This window comes from Pontibacter sp. LHS1 (assembly GCF_058932855.1).
This window is the reverse complement of sequence record NZ_JBZYWF010000007.1, coordinates 199,559-220,917: the sequence shown is the minus strand read 5'-3', so window position 1 is coordinate 220,917 and position 21,359 is coordinate 199,559. Positions and strand designations below refer to the sequence as shown.

At 50.7% G+C, this 21,359-nt stretch carries 17 protein-coding genes; 10 read left to right on the top strand and 7 right to left on the bottom strand.

Going from position 1 to position 21,359, the window contains the following annotated elements; translation table 11 throughout:
- Positions 1-180: 180 nt before the first annotated feature.
- Positions 181-1,512 carry an amidohydrolase gene (locus tag AC5FXQ_RS15010; protein WP_493603238.1) on the top strand — a complete coding sequence of 444 codons (1,332 nt, stop codon included), beginning with the start codon at positions 181-183 and terminating at the stop codon, positions 1,510-1,512.
- A 66-nt stretch (positions 1,513-1,578) separates the two neighbouring features.
- Here the strand turns inward: AC5FXQ_RS15010 and AC5FXQ_RS15005 are convergent, their stop codons facing one another.
- Together AC5FXQ_RS15005 and AC5FXQ_RS15000 are read right to left on the bottom strand one after the other, a co-directional pair.
- A complete protein-coding gene (locus tag AC5FXQ_RS15005; RefSeq protein WP_493603237.1) occupies positions 1,579-2,979 on the bottom strand; it encodes a T9SS type A sorting domain-containing protein in 1,401 nt (466 codons plus the stop codon).
- Positions 2,980-3,106: 127 nt separating this feature from the next.
- Positions 3,107-4,831, bottom strand: coding sequence for a T9SS type A sorting domain-containing protein (locus tag AC5FXQ_RS15000; protein ID WP_493603236.1), 1,725 nt, complete (start codon positions 4,829-4,831; stop codon positions 3,107-3,109).
- 161 nt (positions 4,832-4,992) lie between these two features.
- Here AC5FXQ_RS15000 and AC5FXQ_RS14995 point away from each other — a divergent pair, with 161 nt between their 5' ends.
- From AC5FXQ_RS14995 to dnaA, 3 genes are all read left to right on the top strand, one after another.
- Positions 4,993-5,748 (top strand): 5'-nucleotidase C-terminal domain-containing protein, encoded by a 756-nt coding sequence (locus tag AC5FXQ_RS14995; protein ID WP_493603235.1) that lies wholly within the window; start codon positions 4,993-4,995, stop codon positions 5,746-5,748.
- A gap of 13 nt (positions 5,749-5,761) precedes the next feature.
- Positions 5,762-6,697, top strand: coding sequence for a bifunctional metallophosphatase/5'-nucleotidase (locus AC5FXQ_RS14990; protein ID WP_493603234.1), 936 nt, complete (start codon positions 5,762-5,764; stop codon positions 6,695-6,697).
- A gap of 104 nt (positions 6,698-6,801) precedes the next feature.
- Positions 6,802-8,226 (top strand): chromosomal replication initiator protein DnaA, encoded by a 1,425-nt coding sequence (gene dnaA, locus AC5FXQ_RS14985; protein WP_493603233.1) that lies wholly within the window; start codon positions 6,802-6,804, stop codon positions 8,224-8,226.
- Positions 8,227-8,360: 134 nt separating this feature from the next.
- Here the strand turns inward: dnaA and AC5FXQ_RS14980 are convergent, their stop codons facing one another.
- From AC5FXQ_RS14980 to AC5FXQ_RS14970, 3 genes are all read right to left on the bottom strand, one after another.
- Complete coding sequence (locus AC5FXQ_RS14980; RefSeq protein WP_493603232.1) at positions 8,361-8,537, bottom strand: hypothetical protein; 177 nt, start codon at positions 8,535-8,537, stop codon at positions 8,361-8,363.
- 201 nt (positions 8,538-8,738) lie between these two features.
- Positions 8,739-9,245, bottom strand: coding sequence for a hypothetical protein (locus AC5FXQ_RS14975; protein ID WP_493603231.1), 507 nt, complete (start codon positions 9,243-9,245; stop codon positions 8,739-8,741).
- Between the two features lie 61 nt (positions 9,246-9,306).
- On the bottom strand, positions 9,307-9,741 hold the full coding sequence (locus AC5FXQ_RS14970) for an OsmC family peroxiredoxin (RefSeq protein ID WP_493603230.1): 435 nt from the start codon (positions 9,739-9,741) through the stop codon (positions 9,307-9,309).
- Between the two features lie 166 nt (positions 9,742-9,907).
- Here AC5FXQ_RS14970 and AC5FXQ_RS14965 point away from each other — a divergent pair, with 166 nt between their 5' ends.
- From AC5FXQ_RS14965 to AC5FXQ_RS14945, 5 genes are read left to right on the top strand one after another with little or no spacing between them, the layout of a single operon-like run.
- Entirely contained in the window at positions 9,908-11,428 is a 1,521-nt protein-coding gene (locus AC5FXQ_RS14965; RefSeq protein ID WP_493603229.1) for a GH3 auxin-responsive promoter family protein, read from the top strand.
- Positions 11,425-12,588 (top strand): 1-deoxy-D-xylulose-5-phosphate reductoisomerase, encoded by a 1,164-nt coding sequence (locus AC5FXQ_RS14960; RefSeq protein WP_493603228.1) that lies wholly within the window; start codon positions 11,425-11,427, stop codon positions 12,586-12,588. The genes AC5FXQ_RS14965 and AC5FXQ_RS14960 overlap by 4 nt, the downstream gene beginning before the upstream one ends.
- 58 nt (positions 12,589-12,646) lie before the next feature.
- Positions 12,647-13,960 carry an RIP metalloprotease RseP gene (gene rseP / locus AC5FXQ_RS14955; protein WP_493603227.1) on the top strand — a complete coding sequence of 438 codons (1,314 nt, stop codon included), beginning with the start codon at positions 12,647-12,649 and terminating at the stop codon, positions 13,958-13,960.
- Between the two features lie 14 nt (positions 13,961-13,974).
- Positions 13,975-15,243, top strand: coding sequence for a LysM peptidoglycan-binding domain-containing protein (locus AC5FXQ_RS14950; RefSeq protein ID WP_493603226.1), 1,269 nt, complete (start codon positions 13,975-13,977; stop codon positions 15,241-15,243).
- A gap of 2 nt (positions 15,244-15,245) precedes the next feature.
- Positions 15,246-15,740: a DUF6702 family protein gene (locus tag AC5FXQ_RS14945; protein WP_493603225.1), complete on the top strand. Its 495-nt coding sequence runs from the start codon at positions 15,246-15,248 to the stop codon at positions 15,738-15,740.
- On the opposite strand, the gene AC5FXQ_RS14940 is transcribed toward AC5FXQ_RS14945, so the two are convergent.
- Together AC5FXQ_RS14940 and AC5FXQ_RS14935 are read right to left on the bottom strand one after the other, a co-directional pair.
- Positions 15,737-16,483 (bottom strand): DUF4184 family protein, encoded by a 747-nt coding sequence (locus AC5FXQ_RS14940; protein ID WP_493603224.1) that lies wholly within the window; start codon positions 16,481-16,483, stop codon positions 15,737-15,739. The two genes, AC5FXQ_RS14945 and AC5FXQ_RS14940, sit on opposite strands and share 4 nt — an antisense overlap.
- Positions 16,484-16,505: 22 nt before the next feature.
- On the bottom strand, positions 16,506-18,491 hold the full coding sequence (locus AC5FXQ_RS14935; protein WP_493603223.1) for an OmpA family protein: 1,986 nt from the start codon (positions 18,489-18,491) through the stop codon (positions 16,506-16,508).
- 226 nt (positions 18,492-18,717) lie between these two features.
- Here AC5FXQ_RS14935 and lon point away from each other — a divergent pair, with 226 nt between their 5' ends.
- Positions 18,718-21,204 (top strand): endopeptidase La, encoded by a 2,487-nt coding sequence (gene lon / locus AC5FXQ_RS14930; protein ID WP_493603222.1) that lies wholly within the window; start codon positions 18,718-18,720, stop codon positions 21,202-21,204.
- Positions 21,205-21,359: the final 155 nt, after the last annotated feature.

Here is a 21,359-nt window from a genome sequence, read left to right as displayed (position 1 = left end):
TCACAGGGGCTCTGGTGACAGAATCAGTGCCATCAGTTTCAGCCTTGGCGTAAAGTAGCTGCCCGTGCCAGGATGCTATGAACAGGTTCTATGCCGAAAAGAGTAGTGCCATGCTCTTTTGTTGGTTTGGGTCACGCAAAATGTGTAGCTTTAGTATTCGCTAAATGTTATACCTGAACCATGAAGATATCTCAACCCTTGCTTCGCCGGGCCTTGCCGCTTTGCCTCGGTCTGTTCGCTACTATACCTGCTTTTGCGCAGGACTCTAAGCTACTGGCAAAGGCCAATACCATGGCCGACAAACTGGAGCCAAAGGTGATCGAGTGGCGTCGCGACTTTCACCAATACCCCGAGTTGGGCAACCGCGAAACCAAAACAGCCGAGAAGATTGCCACCCACCTGCGCAAGCTAGGTATGGAGGTACAAACCGGTGTAGCCCATACCGGCGTGGTGGGCATCCTGAAAGGCGGGAAGCCTGGCCCCGTAGTAGCCCTGCGTGCTGATATTGATGGCTTGCCTGTAACCGAGCGCGTGGACCTACCCTTTGCCTCGAAAGAGCGCAGTACATACAACGGACAGGAAGTAGGCGTGATGCACGCCTGCGGCCACGACACGCACATTGCGATGCTGATGGGTGCCGCTGAAATACTGGCAGGTATGAAAAACGACCTGAAAGGAACGGTGAAGTTTATCTTCCAGCCAGCGGAGGAGGGATCCCCGATAGGCGAGGAAGGCGGTGCCGCCCTGATGGTAAAAGAGGGCGTGTTGGACAAAGGCCCCAAGCCGGAAGTGATCTTTGGTCTGCACATCAACTCACAGACCGAAGTAGGCACCATCAAGTATACCCCTGGCGGAACCATGGCCAGCGCCGACATCTTCCGCATCAAAGTAAAAGGAAAGCAGTCGCATGGCGCTTATCCCTGGTCAGGCATAGATCCGATCGTTGTTTCGGCGCAGATCATCAACGGTCTGCAGACCATCATCAGCCGTCAGACACAGTTACCGGAAGGTGCCGCCGTGATTACGGTAGGTAGCATCCACGGTGGTGTGCGCAACAACATCATTCCGGAGGAGGTGCTGATGGAAGGCACCATCCGGGCGCTGGACGCGGAAATGCAGAAGAAGCTGCACGAGAAGATCAACCTCACTGCCACCAAAATAGCGGAGAGCAGTGGGGCTGTAGCCGAGGTAGAGATCATCCCTCAGACACCGGTTACTTACAACGATCCGACTTTGACGGAGCGCATGCTGCCTACCTTACATACCGTAGCAGGCCGCGACAAAGTGGTGCTGGCCAAAGCCGTGACCGGTGCCGAGGATTTTGCTTTTTACCAGGAGAAGATCCCGGGTCTGTTTTTGTTTGTAGGAGGCATGTCAAAAGGTAAGAAGCCGGAAGAGGTAGCACCGCACCATACACCTGATTTCTTTATCGATGAAAGCGGCTTGAAGCTTGGCGTGAAGACGCTGACTTCGCTGACCTTAAACTATATGGAAGGAAAGGGTAAGAAGTAAGTTGTAAACAGGTATAGAAAAGCCTCCCTCATCAATCGGTGGGGAGGCTTTTTTTTATTTCTAAAACTACTGCAGCACCAGCTTACCCGTTTCAATAGGTGAGAGCTGGCTGGTGATGGTATAGGTATAGAGCCCTGAGGCCAGCTTGGCTGGTCGTGTAAAGTCGTTTCTGCCTGGCCTCAGGGCATAGCTTGCCACCACCTTGCCTGTGATGTCGCGCACTAGCAGGTGGAGGCCCGGCAGGTCGGGTGCCTCGAAGGTGAACTCGCCCCGTGCCGGGTTCGGGTATAGCTTCAGTCTTTCAGGAGGGAAATTGTCGCCGGAGGAAAGTGGGCGCCGTTGCTCTCCTACGTAGAAGTAGGCAAAGGCCCAATTGAATTCAACATCCCGTGAATAATTCTGATCGAGTGCGTTGTATATTTGTCTGGCTCGCATGCCCATTAAATAGGGCTCTGTACGCTCCATATCAGCAGAAGGCGTGAAGGTATACGTCACGGCAAAGCCACCAAGCGTATCCCGGTAGTGTGTGGAGGTTTGGACTAGCTGCAGTGTATCCACTTCCCCAAAAGCTTTGGCAGTTAAAGGGTGTTCACTATCAGGGCTTTCGCGCAGGTAGAACTCCAACTTCACCGGCTGACCTGGCCAGGTCTGGATAGATCCGTCCTCACTAATTGTTAAGCGGTCCTTGTTCAGGAGACTTATGCTGGGCTGCCGGGAGCGCTCAAATACATTCAAGGTGAAATCAACTAGCATAGAACCTACTTCCCGCCCATCGCGCATCTCTGTTATGAGCACTGCTATAGCGTATTGGCCCTTCTGAGCAGGACTTAGCCAGCGCATTTCACCAAATTCATTTATGATAAGCCCAATAGGTCTGGTGTAATTAGGAATCTCAGCTGATTGCCCGGCTTGGTTTCTGTGTCGGGGCGTCACCAGTTTATACATCAGATAATCTCCATCCGTATCATAGGCTAGTAAATTATGTGTCCAAGGCTCACCGACAAAGGCATCGATGATGGGTGAGCCTGCCAGTTTAGCCCCGTTTAGGTTTTGTGGCGTGACTCCGACCTTCACGCGGGTATAGACGTTAAAAGATAACTGATCTGATATTCCATCAATATTGATAATGCCCCCATTTCGGTTTTCGCTGTCGTAATGCACCAGGTAGTTGCCAGGCGTTTCATAGGTATGGGTCCACTTAAAGATCTGTGTTGTGTAGTGCCGGCTTGTGCGGATGATCTCATTTCTTAAGACTTTTACCTCATTGCCATCACCCATTGCCATTATGGTTACAGATTCATCGGCAGGGGAATGGGAGAAAGCAGAAATCGTCAGTACAAAATTATACTTTAGTGGATTCTGTGGGTCCACCGTGTAACTGATGTAGCCGCTGTAGATGTGTGTGGCCTGTACTAGTGCCGGCAACAGAAGCAGGACTATTATGCTAAGTAAAGGTTTGATATTCATAGGTATAAGGTTAAAGAGCTGTGAAATATAATAGTAAAATTATAATACGCTATTATTGTAATAATATTGTGAATTTTTGTATTTATTTCATTGATTAAAGCTCTCTGCTATACCTGCTTAGCTACCTCTATTGCAGCAAAAGTTTCCCTCGTCCGCTCAAATTTTCATTGTTACCAACGGTATAGGTATAAAGGCCGGGACGAAGTTTGGCTGGACGGCTAAGCAGATTGTCGCCACTTACAAGCTGTGCCCGGTAAACCACCCGACCATCTACTGTATACAAGGTAAAAGTGCTGTTTGGCTGTCGCGTACTGACGGTGATCAATTCCTTCACCGGATTAGGGTATACCTGTACACCGCCATCGGCAAGAGCCTTGCCTGAAGAAGTAGGGGCAGGCGCAGACACAAGCACCCGTAACGTAAGCTCCTGTGTTTCGGTGTCCGAAGCAGCGGTGCGCAGCTGCATGGAAGTGCCACGTACTGTAATGGTATAAGGGCTTGCACTAACCTGATCTACAGAAGGCTTGAAGATCAGTTCGCCCACTTTGCTGTCAGCTGAGTCGCGTGTGAAGAAGCTGAAAAGCTCAGCATTTGTACTCAGGTCGCTCTCCACAGTCAGCTCAGGGTCATGCCCGAGTCCGTTTTTAGCGAATATTAATAGTTTTGTCGTTGTACCGGGCTTGCTGCTGATGTGGCCTTCCGAAGTAAGAGCCAAGTCTTCTGTCTCATTAAGCAATAATTCCAATGGGTCTGGCTCCCAGATCAAAATGGGAAGTGTAAAGGTTGCATTGTAGATAGTCGGTATGTGAGACTCACGGTAACCATAGTTAAAATTAATACCGTAAGCTTGTCTCCGCATCAGGTCTTTTGTGGCAGTGAAAGAGAATTCAGTAACAAAAGGATCGATATCTTGAAAAGAAATGTCTTCGATACCTTTTTCCTTCAGCTCACTATCCCAGGTTTTGCTAACCGGCTGTAAAAAATCAAGCTGTAGCTTTACCTTTTCCCCTGGCTTTACAAGCAATCTGCCGTCTTTTAGAAAGGTCAACTCGTCTTTATTTACTAGTGTGAATTGAGGTATTCCATAAATGGTATTGTTTGCAAGTACCAGGAACTGCATATCAAACACTGTATGGCCCACAGCCACTCCTTTCTGATACTGAGTAATCCGCACGGCATAATTGTATTCGCCTACCCTGCTTGGTTTTTCCCAGTAAATCTCTCCGAACTGGTTTATTCCGAAGCCTGCCGGGGCGGTATAGCCTGGTGCAGATGTGATGACTCCCTGAGTATTCCGGTATAATGGGGCAATGAGTTCATAACCCAGGCTATCACCATCGAGGTCGTAAGCCAACAGATTAAAGCGCAAAGGAGTGTCTGGATAGGCTATGATAGAGAGTGTTTGTTTTATCTGCACCCCGTGCCGGTTCGAATTCAGCGGGTTGATCTTTACTGTTGTTTCAATCGCGAAGCTGATCTGATCTGTAGGTGTAGCCAGGTTTAGTATGCCATTATTCCTGTTTTCACCATTAAAGACAGCTGTATAGGTGCCGGCACTTGGAAAGGTATACTCCCACTTATAGATGTTTAAGTTCACATCATACTCAATAGGAGTTTCTGAAAAGCGGTTAACTTTCACAATGTTTCCATCTCCCATGTGGATGTATACAAAAGGTTCATCAGCAGGTGAGCTCGACTTCGTATAAACAGTCATTGTAAAAAATGCTTTCAGCGGATTTTGCTCGTCTAAGGTATAGTTGATGAAACCACCGCGCCAATGAGTAGCTTCGGCCCGGGTGCTGCTAAAAATACAAGCCAGTAAGAGTAAAATAGAGTAGAGGTATGATCGCATAGGCACTAATATGATATTCAATGCAATATATAATTTTCTGGATGTAATTGTGAGACAGTGAGGAGCGAAATGCTTCCTGCGAAAGCAAAATTATAATTATAACACAGGCTTGGCTGTGCCGGACAATGTTGATAACTTTGGGGATAATTACAGCAGTACCCATGAACCGCCCCTATTTAAAATACATCTCCGGATTAGCTCTGGCGCTGAGTCTGGTCGCCTGCCAGCGACCTTTGCAACCCTCGGCTAGTCTGGACAAAACGGATATAGCCGTTGACAAGGCCATCGCAGCCGATCCGGCTGTGGAGGCGCTAGTGGCTCCTTACCGTGAGGAAGTGACCGAGAAAATGTCGGAGGTGGTGGGCACGGCACCAGTGGCTTTGGGCAAAGGTGAGTACGAATCGCCGCTCGGCAATTTTGTAGTGGACCTGCAACTGGCCCAAAGCGAACCGATCTACGGGAAGCCGATCGATTTGTCAGTAACAACAGAGGGCGGACTGCGTGTGCCGCTGCCGCAGGGTAATATCACAACCGGCCATATTTTTGAGCTGATGCCTTTCGAGAACGAGATGGTGGTGCTCACCCTGAACGGCAAGGCCGTGCAGCAGCTGTTCGACGATGCCGCTGCCCGCAAGATCATCTATATCGGCAATGCGACCTATACTGTAGCTAACGGCAAGGCACAGGATATCAAAATCAAAGGCCAGCCTTTCGACCCGAATAAAAGCTATACCTTGCTTACCTCCGACTACCTGGCTGGCGGAGGCGATAAACTGGACATGCTCAAGAATCCGCTGAAATACGAAAAGCTGGGCCTCTTGCTCCGCGATGCCATTCACCAGCAGATACAGCAGCTCACGGCGGCTGGCAAGCAGGTAACTGCTCCGGTTGGTAAGCGTGTGACTGTCATTCCATAAGCCATACCTGACCATGAAGAGAAGAGACTTTTTGAAGCACACGGCCCTCGGCGTGGCAGGTATAAGCATGCTGGGAATGCCGTTTTCGGCTGAGGCCGCCCGCGATGGTATCAGGCTGACTATCCTGCACACCAACGACCAGCACTCACGCATCGACCCTTTTCCGGATGACGGGCGCAAGTATGGCGGCATGGGCGGTATGGCCCGTCGTGCTACCTTGATCAAAAACATCCGACAGCAGGAACCCAACGTGCTTTTGCTTGACTCCGGCGACATCTGGCAGGGCACGCCTTACTTTAACTTCTTTGAAGGGGAGCTTGAATACAAACTCATGACCCAGATGAAGTACGACGCTGCCACGCTCGGCAACCACGACTTTGATATCGGGCTGGAAGGACTGCAAAAGCAGCTGCCGCTGGCTGGTTTCCCGTTTCTCACGGCTAACTACGACTTCTCCAATACCATCCTCAAAGGTCGTTTTCAGCCTTACAAGGTGTTCGAGAAGCAAGGTGTTCGGGTAGGTGTGTTTGGCCTGGGTATAGAACTGGATGGCCTGGTGAGCAAGAATATGTACGGCGAAACCCTATACCTGGACCCTGTGGAGAAAGCCCGCGAAATGGTGCAGGTGCTGCGGGAGCAGGAGAAATGCCATCTGGTTATCTGTCTGTCGCACCTCGGCTACAGCTACGACACCGAAAAAATAGACGACCACAAACTGGCGACGCAGGTAAGTGGCATCGACCTGATACTGGGAGGACACACCCATACCTTCATGGACAAGCCAGAGGTGTTGCGACACGAAAACGGCCACGAAACCATGATCAACCAAGTGGGCTGGTCAGGTTTGTTTTTGGGCAGAATAGATGTTACATTCAGCAGAAAATCAAAGAGAAGGACCGACACAAGGACCGCTGTCTTGGCTGTGGATAACCCTGTATTAACTTCGTGAATAAATAATTTTTTGTTTAGAATAAATTAGTCAAATTTGTAACCCCCCGCCGTTAAGGAGAGGTTTGTTGCACCAAACGAATCTTTTGTGTTTTGGAAAATTGGATGATAAAAGACTGTTCAACAGTATGGAGTAACTGTCTACAGGTAATAAAGGAAAATATTGGCGAACAGAGCTTTAAAACTTGGTTCGAACCGATCAAGCCTTTGTCCCTGCGCGACAACGTGCTGACCATACAAGTGCCTAGCCAGTTCTTTTATGAATGGCTGGAGGAGCATTATGTAGGCTTGCTGAAAAAAGTGATCTACCAGGAACTGGGCAGCGAGGGGCGCCTGGAGTACTCTATCATTGTGGACCGTGGCAATGAGGCGAACAAACCGCAAACGGTTAATATCCCAACCAAGAAAATCCCGCAGGCCGTTGTTAACTCTTACCGGCCGGAGCAAAATTTCATCAAGAGCCCGTTCGAGTCGAAGACTATCGACCGCAACTTCCTGAACTCGCAGCTGAACGGAGCTTATACCTTTGAGAACTACATCGAGGGTGACTGTAACCGCCTAGCGCGTTCGGCTGGTTATGCTGTTGCCAACAAACCAGGTACGACCTCTTTCAACCCGCTGATGGTATACGGCGGCGTGGGACTGGGCAAAACGCACCTCGTGCAGGCCATTGGTAACCATATCAAAAACAGCAACCCGGATAAGTTCGTGCTGTATGTGTCTTCCGAGAAATTCGTGAACCAGTTCATCGAGTCACTCAAGACCAATAATGTACAGGACTTCGCCAACTTCTACCTGCTGGTGGATATCCTGATCATCGACGACGTGCAGTTCCTGAGCGGCAAGGAGAAGACGCAGGAAATGTTCTTCCACATCTTCAACCACCTGCACCAGTCCGGCAAGCAGATTGTGATGACCTCTGACTGTCCGCCGCGTGACCTCAAAGGCCTGGAGGAGCGACTGTTGTCCCGCTTCAAGTGGGGCCTCACCGCCGACCTGCAGAGCCCGGACTTCGAAACGCGTATGGCCATCATCCAGAAAAAAATGCAGGGCGATGGGATTGATATACCTGACAACGTAGTAGAGTACCTCGCCTACAGCGTAGATACCAACGTGCGTGAACTCGAAGGCGTGCTGATCTCGCTTATCGCACAGTCCTCACTTAACCGCAAAGAAATTGACCTGGAGCTTGCCAAGCAGGCCCTGAAGCATATTATTGAGGATGTAGAGACAGAGGTGAACCTCGACTTCATCCAGAAAACCGTAGCCGAGTATTTCCAGGTAAGCCTGGACTCACTGAAGGCCAAAACCCGCAAAAAAGAGATCGTGACAGCACGTCAGGTGGCCATGTACTTTGCCAAGGAGTTCACCAGCCATTCGCTCAAGTCGATCGGCTACCACTTCGGCGGCCGTGACCACAGTACCGTGATCCATTCCGTGCAGACTGTTTCGGACCTGATCGATACCGATAAGAAATTCAAAGTGAGTATACAGGAGCTTCAGAAGAAATTTAAATCGAAGGTGGGTTAAGCTTATACCTGACCGAAGACTATACCTGTATAAGACAGAACTGCCGCTACCATATCTGAGTAGCGGCAGTTTTTGATTTAGGGCCATACCTGCGCAGGTATAGCCTTCTCTTTTTGTTAATTATCACATGTTAGTCATTTTTTGGCCTTTTGCAAAATGCGTATACCTGACATAGTTAAAGGTATAGCGCCTAAAGCCAGTATAAAATAGGCCTGTGGACTAGCGTTCATACTGAACTTCAGGTATAGAGCGGCAGCGAGCAAAATAGCCACACCCAGGCAAAACCGGAATAGTTCAGGTGATATTTTCACGCGTCTAGACTTGTTCTATTTTCCTCTTTCGACTAATACTTATACCTGCGGCTACAACAGGTATAGCTCCCAGTGCCAAAACAAAATAAGCAGCGGTATCAACTTGTCTCGATAGCATCAAGTACAGAGCCCCGCCAAACAGTATGGCCATGCCTCTATAAAAGCGGGTTGTCGCTGATCTGTTCCTTTTAGCCATTCAAACTAGTTGTTGGATATAGTTGCTTCGCTTACTTCAAAATTGTGCTGGCGGCTCAACTCGCGAATTCTGCTCTTCACTTTCTCGATGTCACGCTTCTTGCGGATCTGCTTCAGGTCCAGGTATACCTTGTTGCCATCGCGCTGTGTAATGCGCAGGGCCATTGGCGATACATGTACTGCTTCAATGTCAGGTATAGCCGTGATCATCTTGGTGCGGAACACGCCGTTTTTTTGCACGATGTACTCCGGTGTCACTTCAATGTAAGACTGTATGCCAAATACAGAGGTGTTTTGCAGGATCACATAACCCAGAAAAACGACCGCTAATCCGAAGAAGATGTAGTACAGGTAATTCTGGTCGTCGGTTGGGTTGTCGCTTAACAGGAGCATGGTGGCCCAGGCCAGCCAGAATAGGGTGAGTACCAGTTGCACTGTAAACGAAAGCTTAGCATTGCGCGAAGGGCTTAACTGTACTAAAAGCGACGATCTTGCATTACCGGCTGTTGGCATATAAAGATATTAAAGTGAAACAAACGAGCACAGTTTATGTGCAAGCTGCAATATAGTAATTTTATTTTTTTAGTGAGGCAGTCAGTTTTATCTCCGGTACGGCTCCCAATGCTTTTGAAACAGGGCAGTTTGCCTTCGCCTCCTGTGCCAGTTTCTGAAATTCATCGTCCTCGAGACCTTCCACACGGGCCTCGGTGTTCAGCTCGATCAGCATGATGTGCGGACCACCATCCTTCTCACCCAGGTGTACCGTGGCAGTAGTCTGCACTGACTCCGGCTCGTGGTTCGCCTTCTCGAGCAGGGCGCTCAGGAACATGGAAAAGCAGCCAGCGTGTGCCGCGCCAATCAGTTCCTCGGGGTTAGTGGCCGATGTGTCGTCGCCGAAGCGTGAGGCGAAGGTATAGCTCGCTTTGAAGTGTCCTCTGCCTGATGCTACTTCTCCATTGCCGTTCTTAAGGCCTTTGTTCCATTGAGCCTTTGCTGTGCTTTTTTTCATAAGTCTTATCGTTTGTGATGTTTTTAGATGAATACAATACCTATAAACTACAGGAGGCCGCTTTTTGTTAACCCTAAAAATAACATGCAGGTAAAACATGGTGAACGGCTATGGCAAAGCCCGTTTATCTGGCTATATTTACCCCTTCTAAAAAAAGAAAAACCATATGGGTGTGAAAGCATGGCTCAGTAAGCCCTTGGCCGCTTACGTGCACAAAAAACACCAGTCCTGGATACAGAACCCGGTAGAAGCGCAGCGAGCTGTTTTTGAGAAGATCATCAAAAAAGCGCAGCAGACAGCCTTTGGCCGCGATCATCATTTTTCTGAAATAAAGACCCACGCCGACTTCGTAAAAGCCGTGCCCGTTCGCGATTACGAAGGCCTGGCCTCTTACTTTAATCGCGTAAAAGAAGGCGAACCCGACATCCTGTGGCCTGGCAAGCCGATCTACCTGGCTAAAACATCCGGCACCACTTCGGGCACCAAGTACATCCCGATCACCAAAGACTCTATACCCAACCATATCAACGGAGCGAAAGACGCACTGCTGTCCTACATTCACGAAACAGGCAACTCCAGCTTTCTGGATGGGAAGATGATCTTCCTGTCAGGCAGTCCGGTGCTTGATGAGGTAGGAGGGATTCATACCGGGCGTTTGTCGGGCATCGTGAACCACCATGTACCAGGCTACCTGCGTACCAACCAGCTGCCAAGCTACGAAACCAACTGCATCGAAGACTGGGAAACCAAGCTCGACCAGATCATCGAAGAGACGATCGACCAGAACATGACGCTTATCTCAGGTATACCGCCCTGGGTGCAAATGTACTTCGACAAACTGATGAGGCAGACAGGCAAGCCGATTAAGGATATTTTTCCGAATTTCTCGCTGTTTGTGTATGGTGGCGTGAATTTTGAGCCTTACCGCAAAAAACTGTTCGAGTCGATCGGCCGCGAGATTGATTCCGTCGAAACATTTCCGGCCTCCGAAGGGTTTTTCGCTTACCAGAACGAGCAGCACGACAAAGGACTGTTGCTGTTGCTGAACGCGGGTATCTTCTTTGAGTTTATACCTACCGATGAGTACTTCAACGAAAATCCAACCCGCCTTACCATTGGCGAAGTGGAGGCGGGTGTGAACTATGCATTGATCGTTAGCAGCAATGCCGGCCTGTGGGCATACTCCATAGGCGATACAGTAAAGTTCACATCTGTGAAGCCTTATAAACTGATCGTGAGTGGCCGCATCAAGCATTACATCTCTGCTTTTGGCGAGCACGTGATAGGCGAGGAGGTGGAGAAGGCGATGCAGCGCACGATGCAAAGCTACTCCATGGTGGAGCTGGTAGAGTTCACGGTTGCGCCTTACGTGAGTCAGGACAAGGGACAGTCTTTTCACGAGTGGTTTGTGGAGTTTTCTATACCTCCTTCCAATATGGAGGCCTTTGAAAAAGAACTGAATGCACAATTGCAGAAACTGAATACCTATTATGACGACCTGATCACAGGCCATATTCTGGCTGATCTGAAGATCCGGTCGCTGCCGCAAGGAACGTTCCGCCACTACATGAAGTCGCAGGGCAAGCTTGGCGGGCAGAACAAAGTGCCGCGCCTGAGCAACGACCGCAAACTGGCTGATGGCCTGATTGAGTCGGCGGGCGCCCTTACTACTAACACTAACAAATGAAACGAATTGCCATACTTGGCTCCACAGGCTCCATCGGCACACAAGCCCTGGAGGTGATCGGGGCCAATCCTGATAGTTTTGAGCTGGAGGTCATTACCGCCAACAACAACGCCGACCTGCTGATAGCACAGGCGCTGGCCTTTAAGCCGAATGTGGTCGTGATCGCCAATGAAGCCCGCTACGAGCAGGTGCGCGATGCCCTGCAGCACGAGGCCATCAAGGTGTACGCCGGTGCCAATGCGCTCAACTCTGTTGTGGAGATGGGGACAGTGGACATGGTGCTGACCGCCATGGTGGGCTATGCCGGATTGCAGCCAACCATCCGCGCCATCAAAGCCGGTAAAGAGATTGCCCTGGCTAACAAAGAAACCCTGGTAGTGGCCGGTCAACTGATTACCGACTTAGCTCGTCAGCAAGGGGTGAACATTTACCCGGTAGACTCTGAGCACAGTGCTATTTTCCAGTGCCTGGCAGGCGAGTTTCACAACCCGATCGAGAAAATCATCCTGACAGCTTCGGGTGGCCCCTTCCGTGGCCGCAAGGCAGACGAACTGCGCCAGGTGACCCGGGCGCAGGCACTCAAGCATCCCAACTGGGAGATGGGCGCCAAGATCACCATTGACTCAGCTTCGCTGATGAACAAAGGTCTGGAGGTGATCGAGGCAAAGTGGCTTTTCGGGCTGAAGAACGAGCAGATCGAGGTGGTGGTGCATCCGCAGTCCATCATCCATTCGCTGGTGCAGTTCGAGGACGGTTCCATCAAGGCGCAGCTCGGGCTTCCCGACATGAAACTGCCAATCCAGTATGCGCTGGGCTACCCGAACAGGCTGAAGAACGATTTTCCGCGCTTCAGCTTTCTGGACTATCCGCAGCTTACCTTCGAGAAACCGGATCTGGAGACTTTCCGCAACCTGCAACTGGCTTTTGATGCGATGGAACGTGGCGGCAACATGCCTTGCATTCTCAATGCGGCCAACGAAGTTGCCGTGGAGGCTTTCCTGCGTGAGGAGGTTGGCTTCCTGGAGATGTCCGACATCATCGAAAGCAGTATGGCAAAAGTTGCGTATATTGCGAATCCTTCTTACGAAGACTATGTTACAACAGACAGAGACACACGTATTTATGCGACAGAAGTGGCCAGCAAGCTGAGCCTTTCATAGCTCCCGTGGTACGTTAATCTCTCGTCATAATCATCGATTCTAAATTTATTTCTATTAAATGGATATTTTAATAATGGTGGGCCAGCTCCTTCTAGGCCTTACACTGCTAGTAGGATTGCACGAGCTGGGACACATGTTGACTGCCAAATGGTTTGGCATGCGTGTAGAGAAATATGCGATTGGGTTTCCCCCGAAGATATTTAGCAAAAAAATAGGCGAAACAGAGTATATGGTGGGTGCTATCCCATTGGGTGGTTTCGTGAAGATAACAGGTATGGTGGACGAGTCGCTGGACACAGAGGCGCTCAAGAAAGACCCGGAGCCATATGAATTCAGAGCCAAACCCGCCTGGCAGCGCCTGATCGTGATGATGGGCGGTATCATCGTGAATGTGATCACTGGTATTGTCATTTTCATCGCCCTGAACTATTACTATGGCGAGACATACCTGCCAGCCAGCGAAGTAAAGTACGGCGTGCAGCCAAACCAGCTGGGGCAGGAACTCGGTTTCGAGCCTGGTGATAAGATTGTGGCATTAAATGGTCGTCCGCTGGAGAATTTCAACGACGTGTATTCCATGGACATGCTGCTGGACCGTGGCTCTTACTATACAGTAGAGCGCAACGGCAGCCAGGTGGATATTCCTATACCTGCCGATTTTATGGACCGCATGGCCGACAACAAGGAGCGCATGGTGTTCATTCAGCCGCGTGAGCCATTTATGGTAGGCCAGGTGGAGCCAAACAGCAACGCAGACAAAGCCGGTCTGAAGGCAGGTGACTATATCAAGTCGGTAAACGGCGAGAGTACCTTATTCTTTAGCGACTTCCAGGCGGCGATGCAGAAGTATGCCGGTAAGCCTGTAACTATCGAGGTAGAGCGTAATGACGAGATTGTAGCCCTGAAGGGCACTGTGAACGAAGACGGTACCCTGGGCTTTTACCAGAAGCCGCTGTTAGAGTACGCTACCCGTGACTTTAGTTTGGGCGAGTCTATTCCACGTGGCACGAACCAGGCCTTTGGTGTAATCACAGCCAACCTGAAAGGCTTTGGCAAAATATTCAGAGGCGAAGTATCGGCTTCCAAGTCATTGAGCGGACCAATAGGTATAGCGCAGATCTTCGGCGACACCTTTAACTGGTACAAGTTCTGGTCGATCACAGGTATGTTGTCGATGGTGCTGGCCTTTATGAACTTCCTGCCTATACCTGCGCTGGATGGTGGCCACGTTGTATTTTTGACATACGAGATGATCAGCGGCCGCAAGCCGTCGGATAATTTTTTGGAAAACGCTCAAAAAGTGGGCATGGTTTTATTGTTGGGCTTAATGGCTTTTGCTATATTTAACGATGTATTCAAGATAATCTTCTAACCAAAGATTCTTTTATGAAAGCCATCGTGAAGAGCGTTCTAACTATTGCCATTCTTTTTGTTCTGTTTGCATTTAATCAAGCCGGTGCTACACCAGTAGCATCGGCTTTTTCTATACCGCAGCAATCTGTCGCAGCTGACACCACCTACCTGGTGCAGCAGGGCGACACTTATTACAGCCTGTCTCGCCGGTTTAATATTCCAATTGACTCGCTGCAGAAGTGGAATGGCGCGCAGTTGAACATGGGCCAGACGCTATACCTGACGAACCGTCAAGCGAAAGCTAAAACAGTTGCTACCAAGCCTGCTCCAGCTACCAACCAGCAGCGCAATGCCGCTAAAACCCCAGCGCCAGCTGTAAAGCCAGCGAACACCGCAGCCAATACACCGGCTACGCCAGCTAAGCAGCCTGCCACTAAAGCCCAGGCTGCACCACAGCCACAAGCTGCCAAGTCAGCCGCTACTCCGTCTGCACAGTCAGCAAGAGCGACCAGCACAGCTAATCCGACAGGCCCGGCCCGTACGCAGGCAAGTACTTCAGCCTCGGCCTCAACACTGCCTACACTAGAGAGCAAGGTGAAGCAGCGCATCCTGGTGGTGCCGTTCGACCCATACCTGTACTTCTCTGACGCTGACGACGAGATCGCCCGTCATTCCAAAATTCCGCGCCAGAACGTGCGCCACGTGTTCCGTGGCCGACTTAACGCCCTGCTGGCACCCGAAGGTTATGAGACTATCAACCTGTTGGGCGGCGTGTACCGCGACAGTGTGAGCGAACTGAGCACTTTGTACAAATCATTAAGCTACGGCTACCAGGATAACAAGCAGTCGCGCTACAACCACCAGCCTACGGTAAAAGCCAAAGAGCGTGAAAATGCACTGGATTGGGTGAAGCGTCAGAAAGAGAAAGTGAACATCAGAGGCGGGCAGCCGGCCACTGTGCCTGTGGCGCAGGACGAAAACAAGCACTTCGGGGTGAAGGTGAAGGACCCGAAATTCTTTTCGCACTTCAACGGGCAGTATGGCATAGACTACTACGTGTTCATCAACCAGTTTGAGGTGAAGACCAATTACGAGAACTGCCTCGATCGGGCTACCTGGAACTACGAGCGCGATTTCCTGGTTCACTACTCAATCTATGACAGCAAGGGAGAGCTCGTGTCAGGCAACAAGGTGAAAGTGCCTTACCAGTCGAACATGAACGACGTGCAGCGCATTGTGAGCGACAACATGCCGAACATGGCCCGGCGCGTGCTGGCTGACCTTCCGCAAGCCCAGAAGTAAGTATGTTCCGAATAATCCTGTTGGCACTGTTGCTCAGTTTTACGAGCCTTGCCGCCCATGCCCATGACTACCACGCCAGCATCACCGACGTCCGGTACAACCCGCGCACGCAAAGCCTGGAGGTAGCCGTAAAGGTGTTTATGGATGATCTGGAAAATGCCCTCTCCCGCAAAAGCAAATCAAAAGTAACTTACAGCCAGGCGCCACAGGTGCAGCAACTGGTGCAGGAGTATATGGGAGCAACACTCTCTTTTGAGCTGGAGAAAGGCAAATCGCTGCGACATACCTTTGTCGGAGCCGAGCAGGAGGCTGATGTGGTGTGGGTATACCTGGAAGTGCCCGTGAAGACGCAAAACCTCACGCACCTCTATGTGCGAAATGTCGTACTGCAGGAGCTTTTTAATGACCAGATGAACATTGTGAACCTGGACTACAAAGGAAAGGTGAACAGCACCCTTTTTCAGAAGAACGACGGTACCCGCAAAATGTCTTTCTAGAAACGCTGCCTGCGCCAGCTCAATTGCGCCATTATGCTGATGACGACTGTCGCCATCATGGAGCCTGTCAGAAAGGAAACAACCACACCCATCATCGAGCGCATAAAAGCGCTGGCGTATAGCGCATAGCCCATAAAGGCAAAACCCGCCACTGCTATACCTGTCCAGAACCACAGTTTTTGCGGCAGACTCACCTTGTCAGGTAGAGCCACCGTCGGCTGACGCCAGGTATAGAGCAGGATAAGAAAGCCACCTACCAGCGTACTGCTGTGCTGTATGATACGGCAAAGCATGATCTCCTGACCCATTACATGCACCATGCTGGTCAATAGCGGCCACCGACTTGCGAAGTAACCTGTTTCGTGCGTAAAACCATCCCAGAATATGTGCGTGGCTGCGCCGATGATAACCGACGTTGCAAATACAAACCAACGCTCTTTTAGATAGGTGATCCAGTTGAGCTCCGGCACGGCCAGGGCACGGCTTTTGAGCCAATCGGGGAGGTGTGCAACAGCGGGGCGGCGCACGATCAGGTGAAAGACAGTCGCAATGGCCAGCGCAACAGGCAAATTAAAATACAGCAAGCCCTCCAGGGTATGGCCGCTGTGCTTGAAAAGGGGGAGTAGCAGGAAGTACTGAAAGTCCGGCGCTATACTGCCTGTGATCAGGCCGGTGGCAGAAAACCAGCGGCTATGCTTAAGTAAAGGAAGTATGGCAGCGGGATGCGCAGCGGTGAAAGGCATAAGGTATAAGAATCGGGATAAACTACTTTCCTATACCTCGTCCCTGCAGTACTGGTTTTATTAGCCTGAATTCTACGCGGCGATTAATGCGGCGATCTTCTTCCGTTCTCTCTTCACGTAGCGGTTTGCTGCTTCCGTAGCCATAGGCATCAATCCGGCCATCGTCGATGCGCACTTTGTGCTGGATGTACATCATGATGGCGTCTGCCCGGTCCTTCGACAGAATCTGGTTGAACTCTGGATCACCTGCACTGTCGGTATGGCCAGAGATCTCAAGTCGATAACCTGGGTTCTCGGCCAGGTAGTAAGCCACCTCGTCCAATATCGGGTGCATCTCCGGTGTAATATTCGACTCGTTCGGCTCAAACTCAATGTTCCTGAACACGATCGGAATGTTGTGGTCGATCACTTTGGTCATAATCTGCAGCGAAGTATCCTGTTGCAGTGCCAGCTCTCGCTCAATAGTGAAGAAATCCGGACTCTGGATGATCATCATGTAGCGCGAATTGTCAATCAGGTTAAAGGCAAAGGAACCATCGGGACGGATGTACTTCGAAGAGATCTCAATGCCGTTATCAAGGTCAATGATGGAGATGATGCCGGAAAGCGGTTTGTTCGTAACAGAATCCCGTAGGGTACCTTCTACCTTGGTCACAGCCAGCGGATGGGCTTCCATGGGCAGGGGGAAAGAGTAGAGGTCCAGGTTCTTGAGGTCGCTCTCTTCGGAGCGGGCATAGTACAGGTTCTGGGACTGCGAATCGATGGTGAAGTAGTACTCGCTGCCGCGTCCGTTTACGAGCGGGCCAATATTACGCGGCTCCTGCCACTTGCCGCCTACCAGGTAAGTCTTGTAGATATCGAAGTCGCCGAAGTTGAACAGCTGCCCGCGGGAGCTGAAGTAGAGTACTTTATACTTTGGGTGGTAGAAAGGACTCACCTCACTCTGGCGGGTGTTGATAATAGGCCCCATGTTCTGCGCCGGTGCCCAAGCCCCGTTCTTTAGCTTATGTGTAAAGTAAATGTCAGAAAGACCAAAACCACCCAGGCGGTCGGAGGCAAAGTAAAGCGTATCCTCGTTAGGCGACAGGGTAGGCTGGGAGTCCCAGGCCGGGCTGTTTACGTTTGGTCCCAGGTTCTCGATCTCATGCCAGCTGCCGTCTGGTTGAAGCGTAGCCTTGTACAGGTCGCAGTTGCCATAGCCGTCCGGCGATTCACAGCGGGCAAAGTACAGTGTCTTGCCGTCGCGGGTGAGGGTGGCGGAGCCTTCGTTGTAAATGCTGTTGATCGGCTTGCCAAATGACTGCGCTTCTGTCCAGTAACCATTGCTGTTATCGGAATAGTACAGGTCTTCGTTTGGCTTACTCTCTATACCTTGAAAGGTGCGCTTAGAGGTGAAGATAAGCTTGTTATTGTCGGCACTGAGCGTAGGGCCATAGTCTTCGTAAGGGGAGTTGATGCTGTTGCCCATGTTCAGGTATACCCCACGTGGTGGCTGGTACGTCGAGATGGACTTACGGTATTCCACCAGTTCATAATAGTAACTCAGCGGCACATAGTAGTCCTTGGTGTTCTGCTCCAGCGAGTCGTAATAGGATTGCACCTGGCGCACGTCGCTGCGGTGGTGCTTGAGCACGAGGCGGTATACCTCCATAGCCTGGTCCATCATGCCCTGGCGCTCATAAAGCTGGCCCAGTCTCCAGAGCAGATTCGTGTCCTTGTAGAAGTTCTGAATGCCGAAATTGCGCACGTAGCGCTCCAGCAGCGGAAGTGCCTGCCCGTACTGCTTGCGTCTTTCCAAGCGCTGTATTTCCGAAAGCTTCTTTGAATCCTTGTAGAAGGTGATCTTGTTCAGGTTGGGGAAGTCCAGGTGCATCTCCTGGTTCGGAGCCTTTTTCTTCACCTTTACATCAGGTCCGTCTTGCAATGGCGTGTGCTTCAGCTGACCTACGCACAGGAGCGGAGCCAGCAAGAGCAGCAGGAAGAAAGCAGGAGTAATAAGTCGTTTCATCGGCACAGAGCATGATACCTGAAACCAAAGATATTATTTTTTAGCCTATGTTCTGAAACGATTTATTAATTATCCCTTATATTTTGTGGATAAGTGCTAACGCTGCTGCCAGTGCGACAATTTGGGTAGGCCGGCGCACTTGGCACAGCTCTTGACTATAGTACACCCCACAGGCATAGAGAGAGAATTTCGTTATCTTTATGTCAATTTGGCACTGATACAACCTATGAACTATACACTGAAGAACTTTTTAAACAATCTTTTAATCGGAAACATGTCGGTAGACGATAGCGACGATCTGATTCCGGTAATCACCACGGACCCTGATGAAGAAATGCTGCCGGAAGATATGCCGGGCGAGCTGCCTATACTGGCGGTGCGCAACACAGTATTGTTTCCGGGTGTGGTATTGCCTATTACTGTTAGCCGCAAAAAATCGGTGCGCCTGGTGCGCAAAGCCCATAAAGGCGATAAAATCATCGGGGTAGTGGCGCAGCGCAACACCAACAGCGACGACCCTACAGCCGAAGACCTGTACGACATCGGCACCATGGCCAAGATCCTGAAAATGCTGGTGCTGCCGGATGGCAACACGACCATTATCATCCAGGGGCAGGGCCGTTTCAAGATAGATGAGGTGACGCAGGAAGACCCTTACCTGTCGGCCAAGGTGAGCTACTGCAAAGACACCTTCCCAAACAAGAAAAGCAAAGAAGTAAAGGCACTGGTGCACTCGCTGAAAGATGCAGCCGCCAAGATGCTCAAGCTGAACCCGGAGATTCCGCAGGAGGCACAAGTCGCCCTTGATAATATTGACAGCCCAAGTTTCCTGACACACTTCCTGTCGAGCAACCTCAATGTGGATGTGGCTCAGAAACAGAAACTTCTGGAAGTGAACGACGGTGTGGAGCGCGGTACACAACTCCTCGAAATCATGCTGCGCGAGATCCAGTTGCTGGAGCTCAAGCAGGAGATTCATACCAAGGTACACACCGATATCGACCAGCAGCAGCGTGACTATTTCCTGCGTCAGCAGATCAAAGTGCTGCAGGACGAACTGGGGCAGGAAGGACCTGATCAGGAGATCGAGCGATTCCGCGAACGTGCTACCAAAAAGAAGTGGCCAGAGGCTGTTGCCAAGCATTTCAACAAGGAGATAGAACGACTGGCCCGTCTCAATCCGCAGGCAGCCGAATATCCGGTGGCGGTGAACTACCTGGAGTTTTTGCTGGACCTGCCCTGGGACGAGACTACCAAAGACAATTTTAACCTGAAGCGCACCAAGAAGATACTGGACGCCGACCACTATGGTCTGGAGAAGGTAAAGGAGCGCATCATCGAGTACCTGGCTGTGCTCAAATTGAAAAAGGACATGAAAGCGCCGATTCTGTGCCTGTACGGACCTCCGGGTGTGGGTAAAACCTCACTTGGCCGTTCAATTGCCACAGCATTGGGTCGTAAATATGTCAGAATGTCACTGGGCGGGGTGCGTGACGAAGCCGAGATTCGCGGTCACCGTCGTACCTACGTGGGCGCCATGCCAGGCAAGATCATCAGCCAGATCAAAAAAGTGGGCTCTTCTAATCCGGTGATCATTCTTGATGAGATCGACAAACTGGCCTCTGACTTCCGTGGTGACCCGTCTTCGGCCTTGCTGGAGGTGCTGGATCCGGAGCAGAACCATACTTTCATGGACAACTACCTGGACGTAGAGTACGATCTCTCCAAAGTGCTCTTCATTGCCACAGCCAACTCTTTGGACACCATTCAGCCTGCCCTGCGCGACCGTATGGAGATCATTGAGCTAACCGGCTATACCCTGGAGGAGAAGACCGAAATTGCGAAGCGCCACCTGGTGCCGAAGCAGGTGAAAGAGCACGGACTGGAGGAAGAAGACGTGAAAATGTCGAAAGCTACTATTCAGAAAGTGATCGACGACTATACCCGCGAGTCGGGAGTGCGTAGCCTGGAACGCAAAATTGGACAGGTAGTGCGCAACACAGCCAAACTGAAGGCGATGGAGGAAGAGTTTGTTCCGTCCATCAAACCAGAGGACGTAGTGAAAATTCTGGGTCCGGAAACCTTTGACAAAGAGATCTACCAGGACATCGACACGGCCGGTGTGGTAACGGGCCTGGCCTGGACGTCGGTAGGCGGCGATATTCTGTTTATTGAGTCCATTTTGAGCAAAGGGAAAGGCAAACTGACGCTTTCAGGCCAGTTGGGCGATGTGATGAAAGAGTCAGCGATGACGGCCATCTCCTACCTGAAAGCCCACGCTGAGCTGTTGGAGATTGACTACCGCCTGTTTGACCAGTACGACCTGCACATTCACTTCCCGGAAGGCGCTGTGCCGAAAGACGGTCCGTCGGCAGGTATAGCCATATTTACGTCCATTGCCTCGGTGTTCACGCAACGCAAAGTGAAGTCGCGTCTTGCGATGACCGGCGAGATTACGCTACGTGGCAAGGTGCTGCCGGTGGGAGGTATTAAAGAGAAGATTCTGGCTGCAAAAAGAGCAGGTATAACGGATATTATTCTTTGCCAGAAAAACCGCAAAGACATCACGGAGATTCCAGACCAGTACATCAAAGGTCTGCATATCCACTATGTGGATCGTGTGGATGAAGTCGTGCAGATTGCCTTGCTCAAGCAGAAGGTAAAGCATCCGCTTAAGCTGGTCGTTACGGAGAATGGTAGGAGTGAGGAGTAATGGATTGCTAATTGTTAATTGTTATGCCTGTGGCAAGCATTTGCAGGTACATAGTTATAGTAAGCCCTTTTAAGGGGTAGATCGATGGGTTCTGAATACGAAGTGTAGTACAAACCCTCTCATTACAATATTTCCGAACCCCTTCCCCTGTTTTT